The following is a 20,993-nucleotide window of genomic DNA, read 5'->3' as shown; positions in this document are numbered from 1 at the left end:
AGGTCGACGCGCCGCCCTGTCACGCCTGGGCCTCGTCGCCGCCCTCACTCGCCGGAAGGCGTAGGACACACGCCGCGAGCAGGGCGAGGAAGGTGAAGCCCGCCGAGATCCACAGCGCCTGCTCGATGCCGCCGAGCGTGCCGGAGCCGGCCGCCGGGGCGACGAGTGCGATGCCGACCGAGGAGCCGATGCCGAAGCAGGCCGCGTTGATGCCGGGGACCGCGCCGGGCGCGTCCTTCGGGGAGACGACGACGCCGAGCGCGTTGAGGGGTGTCATCGCCAGGCCGTTGTACGCGATGCCGAGGGCGCAGGCCGCGGCGAAGAGCAGCCACCGGTTGTCCGGCAGCAGGGCCGTGCCGAGCAGGATGAGGAGGCTGAGCCCGAGGCCCGTGCGCAGGAGCAACAGCCAGCCCTTGCGCGGCGCCAGCCACCCGGTCAGCGGCGCGGAGAGCAGGCCGATGGCGGCGGGCGGGGTGAGGTAGAGCAGGGAGGAGAGCGTCGCGCTCATCCCGTAGCCGAACTCCCCGTCCTGACTGAGCAGGACGAACGTGAAGTTGATCGCGGAGAAGACACCCATCAGGGTCAGCAGGGTCGTCGCGAGCAGCGGCCACACCTGGCGCGAGCGCAGGTGCTCGACGGCAATGAGCGGGGCGGTGCGGCGCTTCTCCAACTGCCAGAAGACGACAAGCAGGGTGAGTGCGGCGAGCATCAGGGCGAGTGGCAGCGGTGCCGACCAGCCGTGGGCGGAGCCCCTGCTGAGCGCGAGGTTGACGCAGACGAGCGCGGCGGACAGCGCGGCGGCGCCCCACCAGTCCATCCGCCGCCCGTCCTTGGGCGCGGTCTCGGGCAGGAAGCGCAGCACCAGCACGATCGCGGTCAGGCCGACGACGAGGATGGCTCCGAAGATCCAGCGGAAGCCGACGGTGTCCGCGACGATGCCGCCCACAAGGCCGTCGAGACCGCCGACGCCCCCGTTGATGGCGGTGACGAGCCCGAGGGCCGGGCCGAACCTGGCGGGGCTCATGGTGTCGCGCAGCAGCATGTACGTGACCGGGAAGGTGGCACCGGAGGCGCCCTGGAGGATGCGTCCGGCGATGAGCACGGGGACGCTGGGTGCCAGGGCGGCGATCAGCGCGCCGAGGCACATCGTGACCATCGCGGCCAGCAGGATGCGGCGGCGGCCCACGCGGTCGCTGAGCCGGCCGAGGACGACGCCCGCGACACCGCCGACGAGGAAGAACAGGTCCTGGGCGCCCGCCACTTGGGAGGCCGAGACATCGAATTCCCTGGCGATCTCGGGGAGCGCGGGGGTGACCATGGAGGCACCGAGCTGGAACGCGATCACCGCGACGATGAGCGCGGTGAGCAACAGGGCGTGCGACCTCCCGCGGCGTCCCGCGCCCTCGGCGGTCGCCGCGGGGGCCGTGCGGCTCACGAGAGGGCTCCGGATCCGGCGGCGGGCTGGGCGGCTCCGACCGGTGCGCCTCCGGCCGGTGCGTCTGCGACCGGTACGGCTCCGGCCGGTACGTCTGTGGCCGGTACGTCTGCGGTCGGCACGGCTATGGAGTTGATCCGCTCCACGAGGCGCTCCGGGAACGTGCCGTCGGTCTCCAGGAGGACGCGGGCGTTGGCCTCGGGCGTACGCGGGTAGTCGCGGTACATGCCCCGGGCGTCGGCGACGAGTTCCCCGCGCGCGGGGCCCTGCGTGGTGTCGACGGTGACATGCAGCACGGGGGCCTGGACCGGAGTGAGGTCACCGGCGGCCATGGCGGCGGCCAGCGGGTCGTGGCAGGCGGAGGCGCGGAACGGGAACACGATCCGCTCGTGGAAGTCGAAGTAGACGTCGAGGGCGTCGGCGGCGAAGCGGGCGGCCGGGGTGCCGTGGGCGCGCAGCCGGTCCTGGTGGGCGGGGGTGAGGCGCTCGCGCATGGTCACGTCGAGGGGGACGATGGTCAGCTCCCACCCCGCGGCGAGGACGCGTGCGGCGGCCTCGGGGTCGTTGCCGATGTTGGCCTCGGCGCGGGCGCCGATGTTGCCGGGGTGGTGGACGGCGCCGCCCATCACCGTGACGTGGCCGACGAGTTCGGGGAGCCGGGGCTCGCGCTCCAGGGCGTGGGCGAGGTTGGTGAGGGGCGCGGTCGCCAGGATGTGCAGGGCGCCCGGGGCCTCGTGCGCGGCGTCGATGATGAGCTGCACGGCGTCGCGCCGGTCGAGGTCGGCGGTGGGCGGCGGGAGCTGGATGTTGCCGATGCCGTTGTCGCCGTGCACATGGGTGGCGTACTCGGGATCGGTTCCGGTGAGCGGGGTGGCGGCGCCGGCCGCGACGGGGATGTCGGTGCGGCCCGCGAGTTCGAGCACCTGGAGGGTGTTGATCGCGGCCTGTTCGGCGCTGGTGTTGCCCGCGACGGTGGTGACACCGCGCAGGTCCACGCCGGGGGTGGCGGCGAGGTAGAGGAGGGCGAGGGCGTCGTCGACGCCCGTGTCGCAGTCCATGAGCAGAGGCAGGGGGGCGGTCATCGGGGGCCTTCCGCGAGGAGGGGGTTCAATCCAGCTCAGCGCCGGTTGCCAGACACTCAGCGCCAGTTGTCAGACAACTGAAGTCTGCGGTGGAGCGTAAGTACGTATCGCCCCGCTGACAAGGGGTTGATTTCCACTGTTGACCGGCGTATTGGCTCTGGTGCATGCTCGACGGGACCCCGCACCAAGCCCGCTGGATGTATGACCACTGACGGCCGGACAATGGTTGACATGACCGAGAGGCCCCGCCCCATGACCGCACGTGCGGCTCACCGCCGACCGCCCCGCGTCGAGCTGTACGAGCGGATCGTCGCCGCGATCCACGACGGCACCTTCCCGCCCGGCTCCGTGCTGCCCTCCGAGCCGACGCTCGCCGGGGAGCTGGGTGTGAGCCGCCCCGCGCTGCGCGAGGTGCTGATCCTGCTCCAGGAGGACGGCGTGATCACCCGCAAGCACGGGGTGGGCAGCCGGGTCAGCCATCAGCTGCCGCCGCGCGGCCTCGAACGCCTCTCGCCCGTCGAGGACCTGCTCGACACCACCCACGTCGACGGCCGCCGGCTCGCCGCCAGCCGGGACCTGCCCACCGACTTCTCCGCCCACCACCTGCGGCTGTCCGGCAGCGACAGCACCTGGTTCTGGGAGACCCTGCTGACGGCGGACGGCGTGCCCGCGTGCTTCGCGCACGAGTGGGCCGCCGATGACGCCACCCTCGCCGAGGTCGTCCCCGAAGGGCCCGCACTCCTCGACCGCACGGCCGACGCGAGCCGGGGCGGGGCGTCCGACCGCAGCATGAGCGCCGTCCTCCTCGCCGCCACCGACGCCCCGCTCACCGGCCGCAGCACGGTCGGCGCGACCCTGCTCGGCGAGGAACGCGGCGCGGCGATGGAGCGCTCCGCCCAGACCCCGGCGACGCTCGTCACGCAGGTCGTGTCCTGGGGCAGCCGGCCCCTGTTCGCCGCCAAGTACCTCTACCCGGCGGGCGCCCCGCTGCTCCACGTCCGCCAGCGCCGCTGACCACCGCGTCGGCTCCCAGGGCCTGTCGTTTGGGTCAGGCCCGGCTCGCGGGCCTGACCCAAACGGCAGGCTCCAGCCGACAGGAACCGCACGCCCCGCCGCCTCACGTGGCCACCGCCCCCGGCGCACAGTCCGCCGCGATCTCGTCCAGCAGGTCGATCAGCGCGTGCAGCGCCGGGTTCGGGTCGCCCGCGCGCCACGCCAGGGCGAGCGGCAGCGGCGGGATGTCGCGGGCCGGGATGAGGACCACGCCGGGGACCTTGAGGTGGCTGGCGGAGGACGGCACGAAGCCGATGCCCACGCCGGCGCCGACCAGCGTCAGGATCGTATGCGTGTCCGGCGCCTCCTGGACGATGCGCGGGCTCGAACCGTGGGCCAGATAGGCGGTGTGGATCAGCGCCACGATGCCCGCGCCCCGATTGGTGGGGTGGCTGACGACGGGCTCGTCCTGGATGTCGTCCATGCCGATCTCCGCGCGCGTGGCGAGCCGGTGGCCCGCCGGGAGGGCCACCACGATGCCGTGCCGGGTCAGTTCGCGGGCCTGGATGCCGGTGCCCGCGACCGGCAGCCGCATCAGCCCCGCGTCGATCTCGTCGTCGGTGAGCCGGGTCACCAACTCGCCGCCGTACACCGGGCCGTGGATCTCCAGGCGCACGCGCGGGCGGTGTTCGCGGAACTTCCGGGTCATCAGGATCAGCACCTCGTGGGAGGTGGGCCCGCTGAACCCGAGGCGCACCACCCCGGTCTGTCCGCTCGCGGCCCGGCGCGCGGCGAGCGGCGCCTCCTGCACGGCCCGCAGCGCCCGCCTGGCCTCCGTCAGGAACGCCTCCCCCGCCGCCGTGAGCGCCACCTGCCGCGTCGTGCGGCGCAGCAGCGTGACGCCGACCTCGTGCTCCAGGCGTTTGATCTGCTGGGACAGCGGCGGCTGCGACATCCGCAGACGCTCCGCCGCCCGCCGGAAGTTGAGCTCCTCCGCGACCGTCACGAACGACTGCAGATGGCGCAATTCCACATGAACTCCCGTTCGGATCCGGCCCGTTGGACGTGCCCGGGTCCGGGTGCGTCCGCGCAGGTCACCGGCGATTATGTCGCGCAGCCGAATCAACGGTAGGCAAGTTTGGTGTTAGACGAAACCATTCGGCAGCCATAGCTTCCCTGTGAGCGCGATCACGTTGATTCCCCACGGAGTTCCCCTGCCCATGCCCGGACGACGACGTCCGCGGCCCACCGGAAGGACGGGACGAGATGCCGAGCAGACGGCTTCCCGCAGAGGAGAAGATGGCCCGCAGGGCGGGCTGGGCCTCCTACCTCGGCTCGACGATCGAGTGGTACGACTTCTACGTCTACGGCACCGCCTCCGCCCTGGTGTTCGCCCCGCTGTTCTTCGCCGACGTGCCCCCGGCGGTCGGCGTGCTGCTCTCCTTCATCACCTTCTGGGTCGGCTTCCTTGCCCGGCCGCTCGGCGCCATCCTCTTCGGACACCTCGGCGACCGCCTCGGCCGCAAGAAGGCGCTCGTCGCCACGCTGCTGCTGATGGGTGTCAGTACGGTCGGCATCGGGTGTCTTCCGACGTACGGGCAGATCGGTGTGGCCGCGCCGGTCCTGCTCACCGTGTTCCGTACCGTGCAGGGCATCGCGCTCGGCGGTGAGTGGGGCGGTTCGGTCCTGATCACCACCGAACACGCCAAGAAGGAACGCGGGTTCCTGTTCGCGGCCTTCGCCCAGCAGGGCTCGCCCACCGGCCGCATCCTGGCCACCCTCTCCTTCCTCGCCGTAGGGCGGCTCTCCGACGAGGCACTTCTTGCGTGGGCCTGGCGGATCCCGTTCCTGGCCTCCGCCCTGCTGGTGATCATCGGCCTGGTGATCCGGCTCAGCCTGGAGGAGTCCCCGGCGATGGTGTCCCTGCGGGCCGCCGACCAGACCGTGAAGGTGCCGGTCGTCACCCTGTTCCGGGAGCACTCCAAGCTGCTGCTGCTCGGTGTCGGCGCCGCGTTCACCGTCTTCGCGATCGTCTACGCCCGTGACACCTTCGCCCTGTCCTGGGCGACAGGCGAGGTCGGCATGGGCCGGCAGGACTTCCTCACCGTCATCCTGGTCGCCAGCATCGTGCAGTTCTTCGTGCAGCCGCTCGGCGCCGTGCTGGCCACCCGCTGGGGCGTCCGCAAGGCCGTCACCGTCATCCTGGCCTGCCAGATCCCCACGATCCCGGTCATGTTCGCCCTGATCGGCACCGGGAGCTTCCCGCTCGCCGTGACCGGCGCGGTCCTCGCGACCATCCCGGACGTCATGTACTACGCGATCGTCGCGGGCATGTTCGCCCAGGCCTTCCCCGCCAGGGTCCGCTACACCGGCATCTCCACGGCGTACGGGCTCGCGGGCGTGCTCGGCGGCCTTGCGCCGGTGATCCTTCAGTCGCTGCTGTCCGCCTCCGGGACGATCGCGCTGCCGGTCCTCTTCGTGGTCGTCCTCGGCGCGATCTCGCTCGTCGCGGCCCGCGCCTTCCTCACCCTGGCGGCCAGAACCGTCGACAAGGAGCAGCAGACCGAGGCCTCGCCCGCCGCCGCCAACTGACCTTCGCGCACTCGTACTTCGTGTCTCGCAGTCCCGAGGAGGAACCGTGCAGCAGCACGCAGACCGCCCCCGCACCGTCGACGCCCTGAACGCACTCCTGCACCCCCGCTCCATCGCGATCCTCGGCGCCTCCGACACCCCGACGAAGCTGTCGGGGCGGCCCGTCGACTACCTCAAGCGGTTCGGGTTCACGGGCCGGATCCTTCCCGTCAACGCCAAGCGCGATCAGGTGCAGGGCCTGACCGCCTACCGCGGCCTGGACGACATCGACGGGGACATCGACCTCGCCATGATCATGCTGTCGGCCGAGCAGTCCGCCGACGCCGTCCGCGCCTGCGGCCGGCGCGGCATCCCCGCCGCCATCCTGGGTGCCTCGGGGTTCGCCGAGGTCGGCGGCCGGGGCGTGGAGCTCCAGGAGGACCTGAAGGCCGCGATCGCCGAGAGCGGGGTACGGGTGCTCGGCCCCAACTGCCTCGGCATGATCGCCTCCCGCGAGCGGGCGCTGCCCACCTTCACCTCCGCGCTCGACGAGGACGCCGACCTGGTGGAGGGCCCGATCGCCTTCCTCAGCCAGAGCGGCGCCTTCGGGGGCTTCGTGTTCAACGCCGCCCAGAACCTCGGCATCGGGATATCCCACTACCTCAACACCGGCAACGAGGTGGACCTTTCGGTCGCCGAGCTGGTCGACGGTCTGGTGCGCAGCGACGACACGGAGGTGATCCTCGCCTATCTCGAAGGTGTCACCGGCGGCCGCCGTCTCCTGGACGCCGCCCGGGAGGCGCACGAGCGGGACAAGCCGATCATCGCCGTCAAGGTCGGCCGTTCCGAGGCCGGCGCCCGCGCCGCCCAGTCCCACACGGCCTCGCTCGCCGGCGAGGACGCCGTCTTCGACGGCGCGATCAGGCAGTACGGCATTCTGCGCGTGGACGGTCCCGAGTCCATGCTGGAGGCCGCCCAGATCTTCTCCACCGGCCGCCGCGCGGCAGGGCGCAGGCTCACCTCCCTGTCCGTCTCCGGCGGTGCAGGGGCCCTGATGGCCGACGCGGCCGCGGGCCACGGCATCGAGGTCCGCGCCTGGGACGAGGAGTGGCAGCGCACCATGGCCGCCGCGATCCCCGTCTACGGGTCCCCGCGCAACCCCGTCGACCTCACCGGCAGCCTCATCGCCGAACCCGACATCCTGCGGCGGTCGTTGAAGGTCGCCGTCGAGCATCCGGGCACCGACATGATCGCCGTCCTCCTGGGCTGCGCGGACAACTGCGCCGACACGCTCATCGAGGCCCTCGACGAGGCGTACCGCTCGACCGACCGCCCCTTCGTCGTCGTGTGGACGGGCGGCAGCGGCCGTCCCCGCACCCGGCTGCGCGAGCTGGGCATCCCCTGCTACACCGACCCCGCCCAGGCTGCCCGCGCCCTCGGTCTCCTCGCCGACTTCAGCCTGCGGCCGGCCCTCCCGGCCCCCGTGCGTCCCGCCGACGTCGACACCGAGGCCGCCCGCGCCGTCGTCTCCCGCGCCCGCGCAGAGGGCCGCACCCAGCTCGACGAGTACGAGTCGACGCAGCTGATCGCCGCCTACGGGGTGCGGGCCGCGGCATCGCGCCCGGCCACCGATCCGGGCGAAGCGGCAGCCGCTGCCCGGGAGTTGGGTGGGCCCGTCGCCGTGAAGCTGCTGTCCGAGCGGATCGGGCACAAGAGCGACATCGGCGGCGTCCGGCTCGGCCTCGACGGCGCGGACGCCGTGCGCGAGGCCGCCGAGGATGTGCTGCGCATCGCCCGCGAGGCAGGCGTGGACGACGCCCGCGTCCTCGTCCAGCGGATGGCCGAAGGCGGCGGCACCGAGCTGATCGTCGGCGTCAAGAACGACCCGGTGTTCGGGCCCGTCGTGGTCACCGGGCTCGGCGGCATCCTCGTCGAGGCGCTCGCCGACAGCCGGGTCGCCGTCGCCCCCGTCGACACGGTCGGCGCCCGGCGACTGCTGCTGTCCCTGCGCGGCAGCCGTCTGTTCGGCGAGGTGCGCGGCAAGCCCGCCCGCGACGTCGAGGCCGCCGCCGACACCATCGCGCGGCTGTCCTGGCTGGCCGCCGACCTCGCGGACGAGCTCGCGGAGCTGGACGTCAACCCGCTGCTCCTTGCCGCGGTGGGCGAGGGCGCGTCGGCGGTGGACGCGCTGGCACACCTCACCCCGGCCAACTCGCACCGCGACCCAGTCAATTCACACCTCGCCCCTACCAACTCAACCCGCGCCCCTGTCAACTGACGTACCTGGAAAGGAGATTCACGATGGAAGCCGAGGAGTTCGAGGCGGTCGTCGCCGCCGTCCACACCCTCGTGCGGGAGGACGTGGTCCCGCGCGAGGACGAGATCGAGGAGACGGACGCCATCCCGGATGACGTCCGCCGCAAGGCCGTCGAGATGGGCCTGTTCGGGTACACGCTGCCGGAGGCGTACGGGGGGCTCGGGGCGAGCCTGTCCGAAGACGTCCGACTCGCCTTCGAGTTCGGGTACACGACGCCCGCGTTCCGCTCGATGTTCGGCACCAACAACGGCATCGCCGGCAAGGTCCTCGACAACGCGGGCACCGAGGAGCAGAAGAAGCACTGGCTGCCCCGGCTCGCCGAGGGCGCCGTCGCGTCGTTCGCGCTGACCGAGGCGGAGGCGGGCTCCGACCCGTCGGGCCTGACCACGCGCGCCGTCCGGGCGGGCGACGGATACGTCATCAACGGAAGCAAGCGGTTCATCACCAACGCCCCGCTCGCCGACCTGTTCGTCGTCTTCGCCCGCACCGGCGAGGAGGCGACCGGGACGAAGGGCATCTCCGTGTTCCTCGTCGAGGCGGGTCTTCCGGGCGTCACGGTCGGCCCGAAGGACGCCAAGACCGGGCAGGCGGGCGCCTGGACCGCCGAGGTGTTCTTCGACGACGTACGGGTCGACAAGCGCGCGCTCGTCGGCGGCGAGGAGGGCGCGGGGTTCGGCACGGCCATGCAGTCCCTCGTACGCGGGCGTGTGCACATCGCGGCGCTGTGTGTCGGCATGGCCGAGCGGGTCCTGGAGGAGTCCGTCGCCCACGCGGCGACCAGCAAGCAGGGCGGTCGCCCCATCGGCGAGTTCCAGCTCGTCCAGGGCATGCTCGCCGAGATCCAGACGGGTGTGCTCGCGGGCCGGGCCATGGTCCTCGACGCCGCCGAGAAGTACGACTCCGGCGAGGACCGCAGGATCCGGCCTTCGGCCGCCAAGCTGTTCTGCTCCGAGATGGTCTCCAAGGCCGCCGACCTGGCCGTACAGATCCACGGCGGCATGGGCTACATGCGAGGCACGGTCGTCGAGCGCTGCTTCCGCGACGCCCGGCTCTTCCGCATCTACGAAGGCACCAGCGAGATCCAGAAGGTCATCATCGCCAAGCAGCTGCTGCGGCAGGCCCGGTCATGATCGAACCCGCAGTGGACGTGCAATGCGAGGGCCCGGTCCACACCCTCACCCTGAACCGGCCCGCCCGGCGCAACGCCCTCGACCTCGCCGACCGGCGCGAACTGCTCGCCGCGCTGCGGGAGTCCGGGCAGGATCCGGAGTGCCGGGCGATCATGCTGACCGGTGCGGGCGAGGTGTTCTGCGCGGGCGGTGACATCCGCTCGATGTCGCAGGACCCGAGCGTCGCCCGCGAGCGCCTCTCCGTCGTCAATGACGTGGCCCGGGCCCTGGTGTGCTCGGCGAAGCCGGTGGTCGCCGCGGTGCGCGGAGGGGCGTACGGCCTGGGCCTCGGGCTCGCCGCGGCCTGCGACTACGTCGTGGCCGCCGACGACGCCCGGTTCGCGGCCTCCTTCGCCAAGATCGGGCTCACCGCCGACTCCGGACTCAGCTGGAGCCTCGCCCAGCGCGTCGGGCCGGCCCGCGCGAAGGAACTCATCCTGTTCGCCGAGGACTTGGACGCCACCGAGGCCCAGCGGATCGGCCTGGTCAGCGAGATCGTCGAGAGCGAGAAGGTGGCCGTGCGGGCGCGGGAGCGGGCCGAGCGGCTCGCCGCCGCGTCGCCCGCCATGGTCGCCGCCACCAAGCGGATCTTCGCCCAGGAGGCACAGGACCTGGACGCGGCCCTCGACGCGGAGGCCGCGGCGCAGGTCGAACTGCTGGGCGGCGAGGGTTTCGTGGAGGGCCGGGCCGCGTTCCTGGAACGCCGCCGCCCGGTCTTCCCGGCCTGAGCCGACAGCCCGTACCCGTACGCGAAAGGAAAGCCCGTACCCGTACGGGCGTAAGGAATGAGAGGAGAACGCATGCCTCACCCCACGGCGTCCCGCTCCCGTCCCCTTGAGGGCATGCGGATCGTCGAGCTCTCCAGCTACGTAGCCAGCCCGCTCGGCGGGATGACGCTGGCCCAGCTGGGCGCCGACGTCATCCGCGTCGAGCCGCTCAACGGCGCGCCGGACCGCACCCGGCACCCGCTCGCCGACAGCGGTACGAGCCTGTACTGGTCCGGCCTGAACAAGGGCAAGCGGGCCCTTGAGGTCGACCTGCGCAGCGAGGAGGGACGTGAGCTCGTCGCCGGTCTGGCCACCGGGGGCGGACCGGGCGGCGGCATCGTGATCGCCAACTCCGAGCGTTATCAGGACCTTTCGTACGAGGCGTTGGCCGCCCGCCGCCCCGATCTGATCCACGTGCTGCTCACCGGACGTCGGGACGGCTCGGCCGCCGTCGACTACACCGTGCAGGCCACCACGGGCTTTCCCCAGCTCACCGGCCCGGAGGGCACGCCCGACCCGGTCAACCACCTGATGCCCGCCTGGGATGTGGCCGCCGGCCTCTACCTCGCCGTCGGCCTGCTCGCCGCCGAACGCCATCGGCTGCGCACCGGCGAGGGCCAGCAGGTCCGCGTCGCCCTGGAGGACGTGGCCCTGGCGACGGCCGGAAACCTCGGCTACCTCGCCGAGGCCCAGCTCGACCGCGCCCCGCGCACCCGCGCCGGGAACTACGTCTACGGCACCTTCGGCCGCGACTTCGCCACCGCCGACGGCGGCCGCCTCATGGTCGTCGCCCTCACCACCCGGCACTGGCAGGGCCTGTTGGGCGCCACCGGCCTCACCGACGCGGTCGACGCCGTCGGCCGTGCACTCGGCGCCGATCTCTCCGACGAGTTCGAGCGCTACACCCACCGCAAGATCCTCGGCGAGCTGCTCGCGGGCTGGTTCGCGGCACACACCCTCGCCGAGGCCCAGGAGGCGCTCGCCCGCACGCGCGTGCTGTGGTCCACCTACCGCAGCTTCACCGACCTCGCCGCCGACGACGCCCAACTGCTGCGCGAGAACCCGCTGATGGCCCGCGTCGGCCAGGACGGCATCCCCGCGCACTGGGCACCCGGCTCCCCCGTCGTCATGGACGACACCCAGTCCACGCCCGAACCCTCGCCCACGGTCGGCCAGCACACCGACGACGTACTCCGCACTGAACTGGGGCTCAGCGAGGCCGAATTGGAGAAACTCGGCGAGGCGGGCGTCATCCGTCCCCGCCGGGCCGCGCACCCGTTCACCACGACCACAGGGAGCTGAAGACACTCATGGCAGCCACGGCACTTCTGGCCGACAAGACCGCAGTCATCACGGGCGGCGCCCAGGGCATCGGGCTCGCCATTGCCAGGGCCTACGTCCGCGAGGGCGCGAAGGTCGTGCTCGGGGACCTCAACCTGGAGGCAGCGGAGGCCGCGGCCAAGGAACTCGGCGGGCCCTCCGTCGCGCACGCCGTGCACTGCGACATCACCGAGGCCGACCAGGTCGACGCCCTGATCCGGGCCGCGATCGACACCTTCGGCTCCCTCGACGTCATGGTCAACAACGCCGGCATCACCCGCGACGCCACGATGCGGACCATGACCGAGGACCAGTTCGACCAGGTCATCGACGTCCACCTCAAGGGCACCTGGAACGGCACCCGCAAGGCCGCCGCCGTGATGCGTGAGCAGAAGCGCGGCGCGATCGTCAACATCTCCTCGCTGTCCGGCAAGGTCGGCATGGTCGGGCAGACCAACTACTCCGCCGCCAAGGCCGGCATCATCGGCCTGTCGAAGGCCGCCGCCAAGGAGATGGCCCACCATGGTGTGCGCGTCAACGCCGTCCAGCCCGGTCTGATCCGCAGCGCCATGACCGAGGCGATGCCGGAGAAGGCGTGGGACCAGAAGATGGCCGAGATCCCGATGCGGCGCGCGGGCGAGGTGGAGGAGGTCGCCTCCGTCGCGCTGTTCCTGGCCTCGGACCTGTCCTCGTACATGACCGGAACCGTGCTGGAGGTAACGGGTGGGCGGTTCATGTGAGTTGGTACTCGTAAGTTGGTACTTGTGAGTTCGTACATGTGAGCCGGGCCGCGTCTGCGAGCTCAGCCGGCCATCGGCCGTACACCCGCACCCCGTCAGGAGCACCCCATGCGTGAAGCCGTCGTCTGTGAACCCGTCCGCACGCCCATCGGCCGCTACGGCGGCATGTTCAAGTCGCTGACCGCCGTCGACCTCGGCGTCGCCGCCCTCAAGGGCCTCCTGGAGCGCACCGGCCTCAACCCCGAGGCCATCGAGGACGTCATCCTCGGCCACTGCAACGGCAACAGCGAGGCGCCCGCGATCGGCCGCGTCGTCGCCCTGGACGCGGGCCTGCCCGTCACCGTCCCCGGCCTCCACCTCGACCGCCGCTGCGGCTCGGGGCTTCAGGCCGTGCTCTACGCCGCTCAGCAGGTGCAGACCGGTGCGCACGAGGTCGTCGTGGCGGGCGGCACGGAGTCCATGAGCAACGCGGCGTTCTACTCGACCGACATGCGCTGGGGCGCGAAGGGCGCCGCCATCCAGCTGCACGACGGCCTCGCGCGCGCCCGCTCCACCGCCGGAGGCCGCCACTACCCGGTACCCGGCGGCATGTTGGAGACGGCGGAGAACCTGCGCCGCGAGTACGCCATCGGCCGCGAGGAGCAGGACCGTCTCGCCCTCGCCTCCCACCAGCGCGCCGTGCGGGCGCAGTCGGACGGCGTCCTCGCCGAGGAGATCGTGCCCGTGACGGTGCCCGGGCGTCGCCCCACCGACGAGAGCGCCGTCATCGACACCGACGAACACCCGCGCGCCGACACGTCGTTGGAGTCCCTCGGCCGCCTCAAGCCGATCCTGCGCCACTCCGACCCGGAGGCCACGGTCACCGCGGGCAATGCGAGCGGCCAGAACGACGCGGCGGCGATGTGTGTCGTCACCACCCCCGAGCGCGCGGAGCAGTTGGGCCTGCGGCCGCTCGTACGTCTCGTCTCCTGGGGCGTGGCCGGGGTGCCGCCGAAGACGATGGGAATCGGTCCCGTTCCGGCGAGCGCGGTCGCCCTCGACCGGGCCGGGCTCACCCTGGCCGACATCGACCTCGTCGAGCTCAACGAGGCCTTCGCCGCGCAGGCGCTCGCCGTGATGCGCGAGTGGGAGTTCGGCGAGAAGGACCTGGAGCGCACCAACGTGCACGGCTCCGGCATCTCGCTCGGCCATCCGGTCGGCGCCACGGGCGTGCGCATGCTCGCCACCCTCTCCCGCGAACTCCACCGCCGCGAGGCGCGGTACGGCCTGGAGACCATGTGCATCGGCGGCGGCCAGGGCCTGGCGGCGGTCTTCGAGCGGGTGACGTCGTGACCACCGCACTTGTGCGTGCGACGGAGCTGGTCGAGGCACTGGAGGAGGTCGTCGGCAAGGCCTCCGCACGCCTCGCCGCGGCCCCCGCGACGGACGAGGACCAGACCGTCCCGTACGACATCGCCTCGGTGTCCTCGGCGGTCGCCGCCGCCCGCCACCTCCTCGACCTGGGCGCGCACAGCGCGGCCGAGGCGGATCTGGCGCTGCTCTTCGCCGCCGACACGGCCGCCGATCTGGCGGGCCGGACGGCAGGCCGCGAAGCCCTGTGGGGCCTGGACGGGACGACGGTGCTCGACGCGGCCGCCGAGCACATCGCGGCCGGGCGCGCGCCCGCGTTCCTGGACACCGTCGCCGAACGCGTCCTCGCGGCCGGCGGCGAGGCGGCCCCGCGCCGTCTCTCCGACGAGCTTCAGCTGGTGCGCTCCACGTTCCGCGACTTCGCCGAGGCGAAGGTGAAGCCGGTCGCCGACGCCATCCACGCGGGCGACGAGGACATCCCGGACGAGATCGTCGACGGCCTCTCCGAGATGGGCTGCTTCGGCCTTTCGATCCCCGCCGAGTACGGCGGCTTCGCCGAGGGCGGCGCGGACGAGCTGCTCAGCATGGTCGTGGTGACGGAGGAGCTCTCGCGGGCCTCGCTCGGCGCCGCGGGCTCGCTGATCACCCGGCCCGAGATCATCGGTACGGCGATCGCGCGCGGCGGCACGGAGGAGCAGCGCCGCCGCTGGCTGCCGCGCATCGCGACCGGCGAGCGGCTGTGCGGTGTCGCCGTCACGGAGCCGAACCACGGCTCGGATGTCGGCGGCATCACCACGACGGCCGTGCGCGACGGCGAGGACTGGATCCTCAACGGGGTCAAGACGTGGTGCACCTTCGCGGGGCGCGCCCATTACCTCCTCGTACTCGCCCGTACGCAGCCGGACCGCTCGGCGGGCCACCGCGGCCTGTCCCTGTTCGTCGTCGAGAAGCCGTCGTTCCCCGGCCACGAGTGGCAGGTCACGCAGGACGGCGGCGGCTCGGCGGAGGGCCGCGCGATCCGCACGCTCGGCTACCGCGGCATGCACTCGTTCGAGGTCACCTTCGACGGGTTCCGGGTCCCGGCGGACAACCTCATCGGCCTCGACGAGGGCCTCGGCCGCGGGTTCTATCTACAGATGCAGGCCTTCGCCAACGCCCGTCTACAGACGGCGGCCCGCGCGGTCGGCGTGATGCAGTCGGCCCTGGAACTGGCTGCCGACCACGCACGGCAACGCCCCGTCTTCGGCCACCCCCTCACCTCCTTCCAGCTCACCCGGGCCAAGCTGGCCCGCATGGCCGCCCACATCGCGGCCTGCCGCGCCTTCACCGCCACGGCGGCGCGGGCCATCACGGCGGGCGAAGGCGTCCTACCGGCGGCCCAGGTCAAACAACTGGCCTGCCGGGACGCGGAATGGGTCACCCGCGAGGCCCAGCAGCTGCACGGCGGCTATGGCTACGCCGAGGAGTACGCGGTGTCCCGCCTCTTCGTCGACGCCCGCGTCCTGTCGATCTTCGAGGGAGCGGACGAGGTGCTGGCGCTCCGGGTGATCGCGCGGCAGCTGGCGAAGGGGGCACCCCCAACTACTTGAGGGGTCACCCCCAAACCACTTGAGGAGGCATCCCCAACCACTTAAAGGGCATAGGCCCCGCTTATGGGCTCATAGGGAACAAGCGGCTACCAGCCCGCAGCGCGGGGGCCGACGCTGAGGACATGACGACAACCGACACGGCAGTCACCGCAGTGCCCGGAGTGGTCAAGCCGACCTCCGACAAGCTGATGGAGGACACCGGCACCGGTCTGGACTTCGGTACCCGGGCGGACCGGATGCCCGGCCACCTGACCCCCAACGACCGCTTCTTCGTCCGCAGCCACTCCCCCACGCCCCGGATCGACGTCGAGGGGTGGTCGCTGCGGATCGAGGGCGATGCCGTGCGGTCGCCCGTCACCTTCGGCTACGACGATCTGTGGCGGGCGTTCCCGCTGGTCTCCGTCACGCGCACGATCGAGTGCGCTGGCAATCGCCGTGTGCTGTTCGGCAGGCAGCACGGTCAGCGCATCGCGGGGACGCCATGGGGCCGCGGCGCGGTCAGCACCGCCGAGTGGACCGGCGTACGGCTGCGTGACCTGCTCGAGGCAGCGGGCGTCTGCCCGGACGCGCACGACGTCATGCCGGTGGCGCTCGACGAGTGCGGCGCCCGGCGGCCCATGCCCCTGGACAAGGCGATGGCCGACGACACCCTGCTCGCCCTGGCCATGAACGGCGAGCCGCTACCGCCCGACCACGGCTTCCCGGCCCGGGTCGTGGTCTCCGGCTGGCTGGGGGCGGCGAGCATCAAGTGGGTCGGCCGCATCGAGGTGTCCCGCAGACCGATCCACGTCCCCTGGAACACCGAGGACTACGTCCTCATCGGCCCCGACCACCCGGCGCACGGACCCGTCCTGGGCACACCCATCAACGAACTCCCGGTGACCAGCCTGGTGGAACTCGACTGGCCCGCACACCTGAAGCCGGAGCCCCAGCTCGTACGAGGACGGTCGTTCGCCGGGGAGCAGCGCATCGCCTCGGTGGCCTACAGCATCGACCGGGGCCCGTGGCACGAGGCCCGGCTCACCGGTTCCCGGGAGGCCGGCGCCTGGACCCGCTGGCACTTCACCTGGACCCCCGACCCGGGCAAGCACACCATCTCGATCCGCGCCACGGACGACACGGGCCGCACCCAGCCGGCCCACGTCCCGTGGAACCGACTCGGCTACCTCAACAACCAGATCCTCGACCATCCCGTGCAGGTCGCGGCAGAGGTCACCGGCTGAGGCGCCGGACCGGTAGGTCACGAGTCCCCAACTCCTCACTCCAGCACAGCCGTTGACTCCCGTACGACCAGTTGCGTCGCCAGCTCCACGCGATGCGTGTCGGGCTGTTCGCCCCGCGCCTGGCGCAGTACGGCGCGCAGGGCGGCGCGGCCCATCTCCTGCAGGGGCTGGGCGACGGAAGTGAGGGCAGGGACGGAGTCGCGGGCGAGGGCCGTGCCGTCGAAGCCGACGAGGCTCAGGTCCTCCGGTACCCGGATGCCGCGCCTGCGGCCCTCGCGCAGCACGCCGACGGCGATCGCGTCGTTGCCCGCGAAGACCGCGGTCGGCGGTCGCGTACGGGACAGGAGGGTGCTCAGCCCTTCGATGCCGTACTCGGCGCGGAAGCGGCCGTGCAGGACGAGGCCGGGGTCGGCCTCGATGCCACGCGAGGCGAGCGCGGAGAGATAGCCGTGCAGGCGCGCCTGGTTGCACTCGATCGTCTCCGGGCCGCCGAGGTAGGCGATACGGCGGTGGCCGAGGCCCAGGAGGTGTTCGGTGGCGGCCTTGCCTCCCGCCCAGTTGGCGGCCCCCACGCTGACGACGTCGGCGGGCGGCGGGTTGTAGGAGTCGATGACCACGACGGGGATGTGCCGGCGGAGGAAGGCGGCGAGTCCGGACTCGCCGTAGGCCGAGGTCACGACGATGACTCCGGCGCGGCCCTCGTTGATGATGCGCTGCGCCTTGCGGCCGAGGCCGCGTTCGGTGGTGCGCTGGCGTCCGGTGGTGCTGACGACGACCTCGACGCCGGTGCTCGCGGCGTGGTCGAGGATGCCGTTGAGCAGCGCCGAGGGATACGCGGAGTCGATCGCGTCGAAGGCGACCTCGACGACGTCGGGCCCCGAGGGTGCCCGGCGCTGGGACGGCGAGCGGTAGCCGGCCTCCTCGAGTGCGGCCAGCACCTTCGCCCGGGTCTCGTCGGCCACGTCCGCCCGGCCGTTGACGACCTTGGACACCGTCGCCGTGGAGACTCCGGTGCCGTGCGCGATGGCGGCCAGGGTCGGCTTGACGGAGGAGGACGGGAGCGGCACAGGGTCTCCTGGGTATCGAAATATTTTCGGTGACGGCAGCTTGGGACGCGGCGTCATCGGCGTCAACCCCGGGCGCCAAATCTTTCTGCTGCACGGCCTCTTGACCGTCCCCGTCGCCACTTCTACGGTTCCGGGGTCTCGAACAATCTTCGAAATATTTCGATCCCCGTCTCTCAACGCCGAGGAACGGACGACCATGGCCTCCAGCAGATTCAGCGGGCTCCGCGGCCTCAGCGGCATCCGCGGACGCCTGGACGGCTGCACGGAATGGGCCATCCTCGCGACGCTGCCGCAGCTCGTCGTGTACGTCATCGCGCGCCGGCAGCTCGTCAGCGGCCTCACGGCCGGTTTCGGCAAGTGACACCCGTACCCCTCTCACCCGGCAAAGGAGTTCTGTGACCACCGCCAAGAAGGCACTCGTCGTACGCGGAGGCTGGGACGGGCACCAACCCGTCCAGGCCACCGACCTGTTCATCCCGCACCTGAAGGCCAACGGCTACGACGTACGCATCGAGGACTCGCCCAAGGTCTACGCCGACGCGGCGTACATGGCAGGCGTGGACCTGGTGATGCAGTGCATGACGATGTCCACGATCGAGCGGGAGGAGTTCGCGGGGCTGCGCACGGCCGTCGAGAACGGGACCGGGCTCGCCGGATGGCACGGCGGGATCGCCGACTCCTACCGGAACACCGCGGACTATCTGCACCTCATCGGCGGCCAGTTCGCCTGCCATCCCGGCAAGCACCCCGACGAGCGCAAGGGCGAGCAGGCGGACAACTACGTCCCGTACACGGTGAACATGCTCCCGGCCGCCGCCCAACACCCCGTCACCGAGGGCATCGAGGACTTCGACCTCGTCACCGAGCAGTACTGGGTCCTCGCGGACGACTACATCGACGTGCTCGCCACCACCACGCAGAAGATCCGCGCCTGGGACCCGTGGCACCGGGAGGTCACCTCGCCGGCCATCTGGACACGGAAGTGGGGCAAGGGCCGCATCTTCGTGTGCACACCGGGCCACCACGTCGAGGACCTCGAGCACCCGAGCGTGCGCACCATCGTCGAAAGGGGCCTGCTGTGGGCAAGCCGTTGAACGTGGGCAAGCCGTTGAACCCGGACAGGCCGTTGAACGTCGGCATCATCGGATGCGGGACCATCGTCGGCCAGTACCTGGCGAGTCTGCGCAGGCTGGCGGACGTCGAGTTGGTCGCCGTAGCCGACCTGGACGCGGAGCGTGCGCGTGCGGTGGCGAAGGAGTGGGACGGGGGCGTACGTGCGGTCACCGTCGAGGAGTTGCTCGCCGCCGACGACGTGGACCTCGTCCTCAACCTCACGATCCCCGCCGCGCACGCCGAGATAGCCCTCAGGGCGATCGCGGCAGGCAAGCACGTGTACGGCGAGAAACCGCTCGCGGCCACCACGGACGAGGCCCGCCAGGTGTTGGAGGCCGCCCGGCAGGCGGGCGTCGTCGTCGGCTGCGCGCCGGACACGGTGCTCGGCACCGGCATCCAGACCGCGCGCAAGGCCATCGACGACGGGCTCATCGGCCGCCCGGTCGCGGCGACAGCGACGATGGTGACACCGGGACACGAGCGCTGGCACCCCAACCCGGACTTCTACTACGCGCCGGGCGGCGGCCCGCTCCTCGACATGGGGCCGTACTACATCACGGCCCTGGTCACCCTCCTCGGACCGGTCACCTCGGTGATCGGGGCGGCGAGCCACCCCCGCCCCGAACGGGAGATCGGCAGCGGTCCGCGGGCCGGTGAGCGGGTGCCGGTCGAGGTCGACACCCATGTCACGGGGGTGCTGGTGCACGAGTCCGGCGCGCTGTCGACCCTCGTGGTGAGCTTCGACGCGGTCGCGACACACTCCTCGAACATCGAGATCCACGGGCCGCAAGGGTCCCTCGCGGTCCCCGACCCGAACCACTTCGCCGGCGACACACGCCTGTTCCGCCTCGGCGGCGAGACGTGGGAGGCCCTCCCGGTCTCCGCCGGCTACAGCGACTCGGGCCGCGGTTACGGCATCGCCGATCTGGCCGCCACGCCCCCGACGCACGAGCCGCGTGCGTCGGGCACGCTGGCGTACCACGTGCTGGACATCATGGAGTCCCTGCTCGAATCGGCGGCGGGCGGCACCTCCGTCACGGTGTCCAGCCGCGCCCCGCGCCCGGCGCCGGTGCCGCTCGCCGACCTGTCGCGTGCGGGGGTGGGTGCGCCCTAGCGGGAGCTCTGCCCGGGTCAGACGCGCACGGGTTCCTCGACGACCGGCGGCGCCGGGAGCACGGGCTCCCAGGCGAACGGCGGGTCGGGGAGCTCGTGCCGCAGCACCGAGGCGACCTCTGACTGGAACAGTTCGAGAGAGTCCCGGTGCTGAGTGTCCGTCAGCCCGCCGCCGTCCGCGTGCAGATGCAGCACCGAGTGCCCGAACTGCTCGTGGTAGCGGTGCACCTTCTCGATGACCTGTTGCGGGCTGCCGATCAGGGCGGAGCTGCGTTCGACGAAGTCCTCCACGGTCTCGAAGACCACCGGAAGGCCGGACTGCCCCTGGAACGCCAGCGTCGACTCGAAGATCGGCCGGTACACCTTCACCGCCTCCTGGGAGGTGCGGGCCACGAACAGCCCGGCCGTACCGGCGCCCACGGCGATCTTCGCCGGGTCGTGGCCGTAGTGCTCCCAGCGCTCGCGGTAGTGGCGGATCAGCTCGGCGTACGGCTCGATGGGGTTGGTGACGTTGGCCGAGAACAGCGGGTCGCCGTAGCGGGCCGCGAGGTCCACCGACTCCTTGCTGGTGGCGCTGCCGTGCCAGACCCGGACCGGCTGCTGGTACGGCCGCGGCCACACCTCGGCGTCGGCAAGCGGCGGACGGAACCGGGTCGCCGCGGTGACCTTGTCCTGCCGCCAGAGCTTCCGGAACACCTCGTAGCTCTCGGCGTTGCGGTCCCACTGGTCCTCGGGCGTGACGTGGAACAGCTCGCGCTGGGCGGTCCCGTTGCCCTTGCCGATGATCAGGTCGAGGCGCCCGTCGGAGAGGTGGTCGAGCGTGGCGTAGTCCTCGTAGGCACGCACGGGGTCGAGGAGGCTGAGCGTGGTCACCGCGGTGAAGAGGCGGATGTGTCTGGTCAGCGCGGCGATGTGGCTGAGCACGACGGTCGGCGAGGAAGAGATGAACGGCCGCTCGTGCCGCTCCCCCACACCGAACCCGTCGAACCCCAACTCCTCGGCGAGCACCGCGTGTTGGAGCACCTCACGGAACCGGTCGTGGGTCGGCTTCTGTATGCCGGTGACCGGGTCGGGCCGGTGGGTGATGAGGGTGATGGCGAGGAACTTCACGATGCCACCTGCTCGCCGCGTACGTCAGTCTCGC

General features: G+C 71.8%; 18 protein-coding genes. 13 read left to right on the top strand and 5 right to left on the bottom strand.

The genetic code is table 11. The features are described 5' to 3' along the window. Positions 1-19: 19 nt before the first annotated feature. The gene (locus OHA73_RS41135; RefSeq protein ID WP_327657822.1) at positions 20-1,435 is read right to left on the bottom strand and encodes an MFS transporter; all 1,416 of its coding nucleotides are present in this window, start codon (positions 1,433-1,435) and stop codon (positions 20-22) included. Then, positions 1,432-2,517 carry a nucleoside hydrolase gene (locus OHA73_RS41130; protein WP_327657821.1) on the bottom strand — a complete coding sequence of 362 codons (1,086 nt, stop codon included), beginning with the start codon at positions 2,515-2,517 and terminating at the stop codon, positions 1,432-1,434. The genes OHA73_RS41135 and OHA73_RS41130 overlap by 4 nt, the downstream gene beginning before the upstream one ends. Positions 2,518-2,748: 231 nt before the next feature. On the opposite strand from OHA73_RS41130, the gene OHA73_RS41125 reads away from it, so the two are divergent. Further along, positions 2,749-3,531, top strand: a complete 783-nt coding sequence (locus OHA73_RS41125) for a GntR family transcriptional regulator (protein WP_327657820.1) — start codon at positions 2,749-2,751, stop codon at positions 3,529-3,531. A 103-nt stretch (positions 3,532-3,634) separates the two neighbouring features. On the opposite strand, the gene OHA73_RS41120 is transcribed toward OHA73_RS41125, so the two are convergent. After that, on the bottom strand, positions 3,635-4,543 hold the full coding sequence (locus OHA73_RS41120; protein WP_327657819.1) for a LysR substrate-binding domain-containing protein: 909 nt from the start codon (positions 4,541-4,543) through the stop codon (positions 3,635-3,637). Between the two features lie 233 nt (positions 4,544-4,776). Between OHA73_RS41120 and OHA73_RS41115 the strand changes: the two genes are divergently transcribed. From OHA73_RS41115 to OHA73_RS41075, 9 genes are all read left to right on the top strand, one after another. Continuing rightward, positions 4,777-6,102: an MFS transporter gene (locus OHA73_RS41115; protein ID WP_327657818.1), complete on the top strand. Its 1,326-nt coding sequence runs from the start codon at positions 4,777-4,779 to the stop codon at positions 6,100-6,102. A 46-nt stretch (positions 6,103-6,148) separates the two neighbouring features. Then, positions 6,149-8,359 (top strand): acetate--CoA ligase family protein, encoded by a 2,211-nt coding sequence (locus OHA73_RS41110; protein WP_327657817.1) that lies wholly within the window; start codon positions 6,149-6,151, stop codon positions 8,357-8,359. A 23-nt stretch (positions 8,360-8,382) separates the two neighbouring features. Next, entirely contained in the window at positions 8,383-9,528 is a 1,146-nt protein-coding gene (locus tag OHA73_RS41105; protein WP_327657816.1) for an acyl-CoA dehydrogenase family protein, read from the top strand. Next, positions 9,525-10,295 carry an enoyl-CoA hydratase/isomerase family protein gene (locus OHA73_RS41100; protein WP_327657815.1) on the top strand — a complete coding sequence of 257 codons (771 nt, stop codon included), beginning with the start codon at positions 9,525-9,527 and terminating at the stop codon, positions 10,293-10,295. The genes OHA73_RS41105 and OHA73_RS41100 overlap by 4 nt, the downstream gene beginning before the upstream one ends. 72 nt (positions 10,296-10,367) lie before the next feature. Beyond that, positions 10,368-11,636: a CoA transferase gene (locus OHA73_RS41095; RefSeq protein WP_327657814.1), complete on the top strand. Its 1,269-nt coding sequence runs from the start codon at positions 10,368-10,370 to the stop codon at positions 11,634-11,636. 8 nt (positions 11,637-11,644) lie between these two features. Further along, complete coding sequence (gene fabG, locus OHA73_RS41090; RefSeq protein ID WP_267067688.1) at positions 11,645-12,394, top strand: 3-oxoacyl-ACP reductase FabG; 750 nt, start codon at positions 11,645-11,647, stop codon at positions 12,392-12,394. Between the two features lie 108 nt (positions 12,395-12,502). After that, positions 12,503-13,726 carry an acetyl-CoA C-acetyltransferase gene (locus tag OHA73_RS41085; RefSeq protein WP_327657813.1) on the top strand — a complete coding sequence of 408 codons (1,224 nt, stop codon included), beginning with the start codon at positions 12,503-12,505 and terminating at the stop codon, positions 13,724-13,726. Further along, complete coding sequence (locus tag OHA73_RS41080) at positions 13,723-15,333, top strand: acyl-CoA dehydrogenase family protein (RefSeq protein WP_327657812.1); 1,611 nt, start codon at positions 13,723-13,725, stop codon at positions 15,331-15,333. Before OHA73_RS41085 ends, OHA73_RS41080 begins: the two co-directional genes overlap by 4 nt. Positions 15,334-15,455: 122 nt before the next feature. Then, positions 15,456-16,556: a sulfite oxidase gene (locus tag OHA73_RS41075; RefSeq protein WP_327657811.1), complete on the top strand. Its 1,101-nt coding sequence runs from the start codon at positions 15,456-15,458 to the stop codon at positions 16,554-16,556. A 35-nt stretch (positions 16,557-16,591) separates the two neighbouring features. On the opposite strand, the gene OHA73_RS41070 is transcribed toward OHA73_RS41075, so the two are convergent. Beyond that, a complete protein-coding gene (locus OHA73_RS41070) occupies positions 16,592-17,623 on the bottom strand; it encodes a LacI family DNA-binding transcriptional regulator (RefSeq protein WP_267067692.1) in 1,032 nt (343 codons plus the stop codon). 196 nt (positions 17,624-17,819) lie between these two features. Here OHA73_RS41070 and OHA73_RS41065 point away from each other — a divergent pair, with 196 nt between their 5' ends. Genes OHA73_RS41065 through OHA73_RS41055 form a run of 3 tightly spaced genes read left to right on the top strand, consistent with a single transcriptional unit; the run spans position 17,820 to position 19,850 of the window. Further along, on the top strand, positions 17,820-17,984 hold the full coding sequence (locus OHA73_RS41065; protein ID WP_267067693.1) for a hypothetical protein: 165 nt from the start codon (positions 17,820-17,822) through the stop codon (positions 17,982-17,984). A gap of 34 nt (positions 17,985-18,018) precedes the next feature. Then, positions 18,019-18,717 carry a ThuA domain-containing protein gene (locus OHA73_RS41060; protein WP_327657810.1) on the top strand — a complete coding sequence of 233 codons (699 nt, stop codon included), beginning with the start codon at positions 18,019-18,021 and terminating at the stop codon, positions 18,715-18,717. Then, complete coding sequence (locus OHA73_RS41055) at positions 18,702-19,850, top strand: Gfo/Idh/MocA family protein (protein ID WP_327657809.1); 1,149 nt, start codon at positions 18,702-18,704, stop codon at positions 19,848-19,850. The genes OHA73_RS41060 and OHA73_RS41055 overlap by 16 nt, the downstream gene beginning before the upstream one ends. Positions 19,851-19,867: 17 nt before the next feature. Here the strand turns inward: OHA73_RS41055 and OHA73_RS41050 are convergent, their stop codons facing one another. Next, positions 19,868-20,959: an LLM class flavin-dependent oxidoreductase gene (locus OHA73_RS41050; RefSeq protein ID WP_327657808.1), complete on the bottom strand. Its 1,092-nt coding sequence runs from the start codon at positions 20,957-20,959 to the stop codon at positions 19,868-19,870. Positions 20,960-20,993 lie beyond the last annotated feature (34 nt).

The organism is Streptomyces sp. NBC_00483 (assembly GCF_036013745.1).
Classification (GTDB): domain Bacteria; phylum Actinomycetota; class Actinomycetes; order Streptomycetales; family Streptomycetaceae; genus Streptomyces.
The sequence above is the reverse complement of the archived record's forward strand: the minus strand, read 5'-3'. Positions and strand labels throughout refer to the sequence as shown.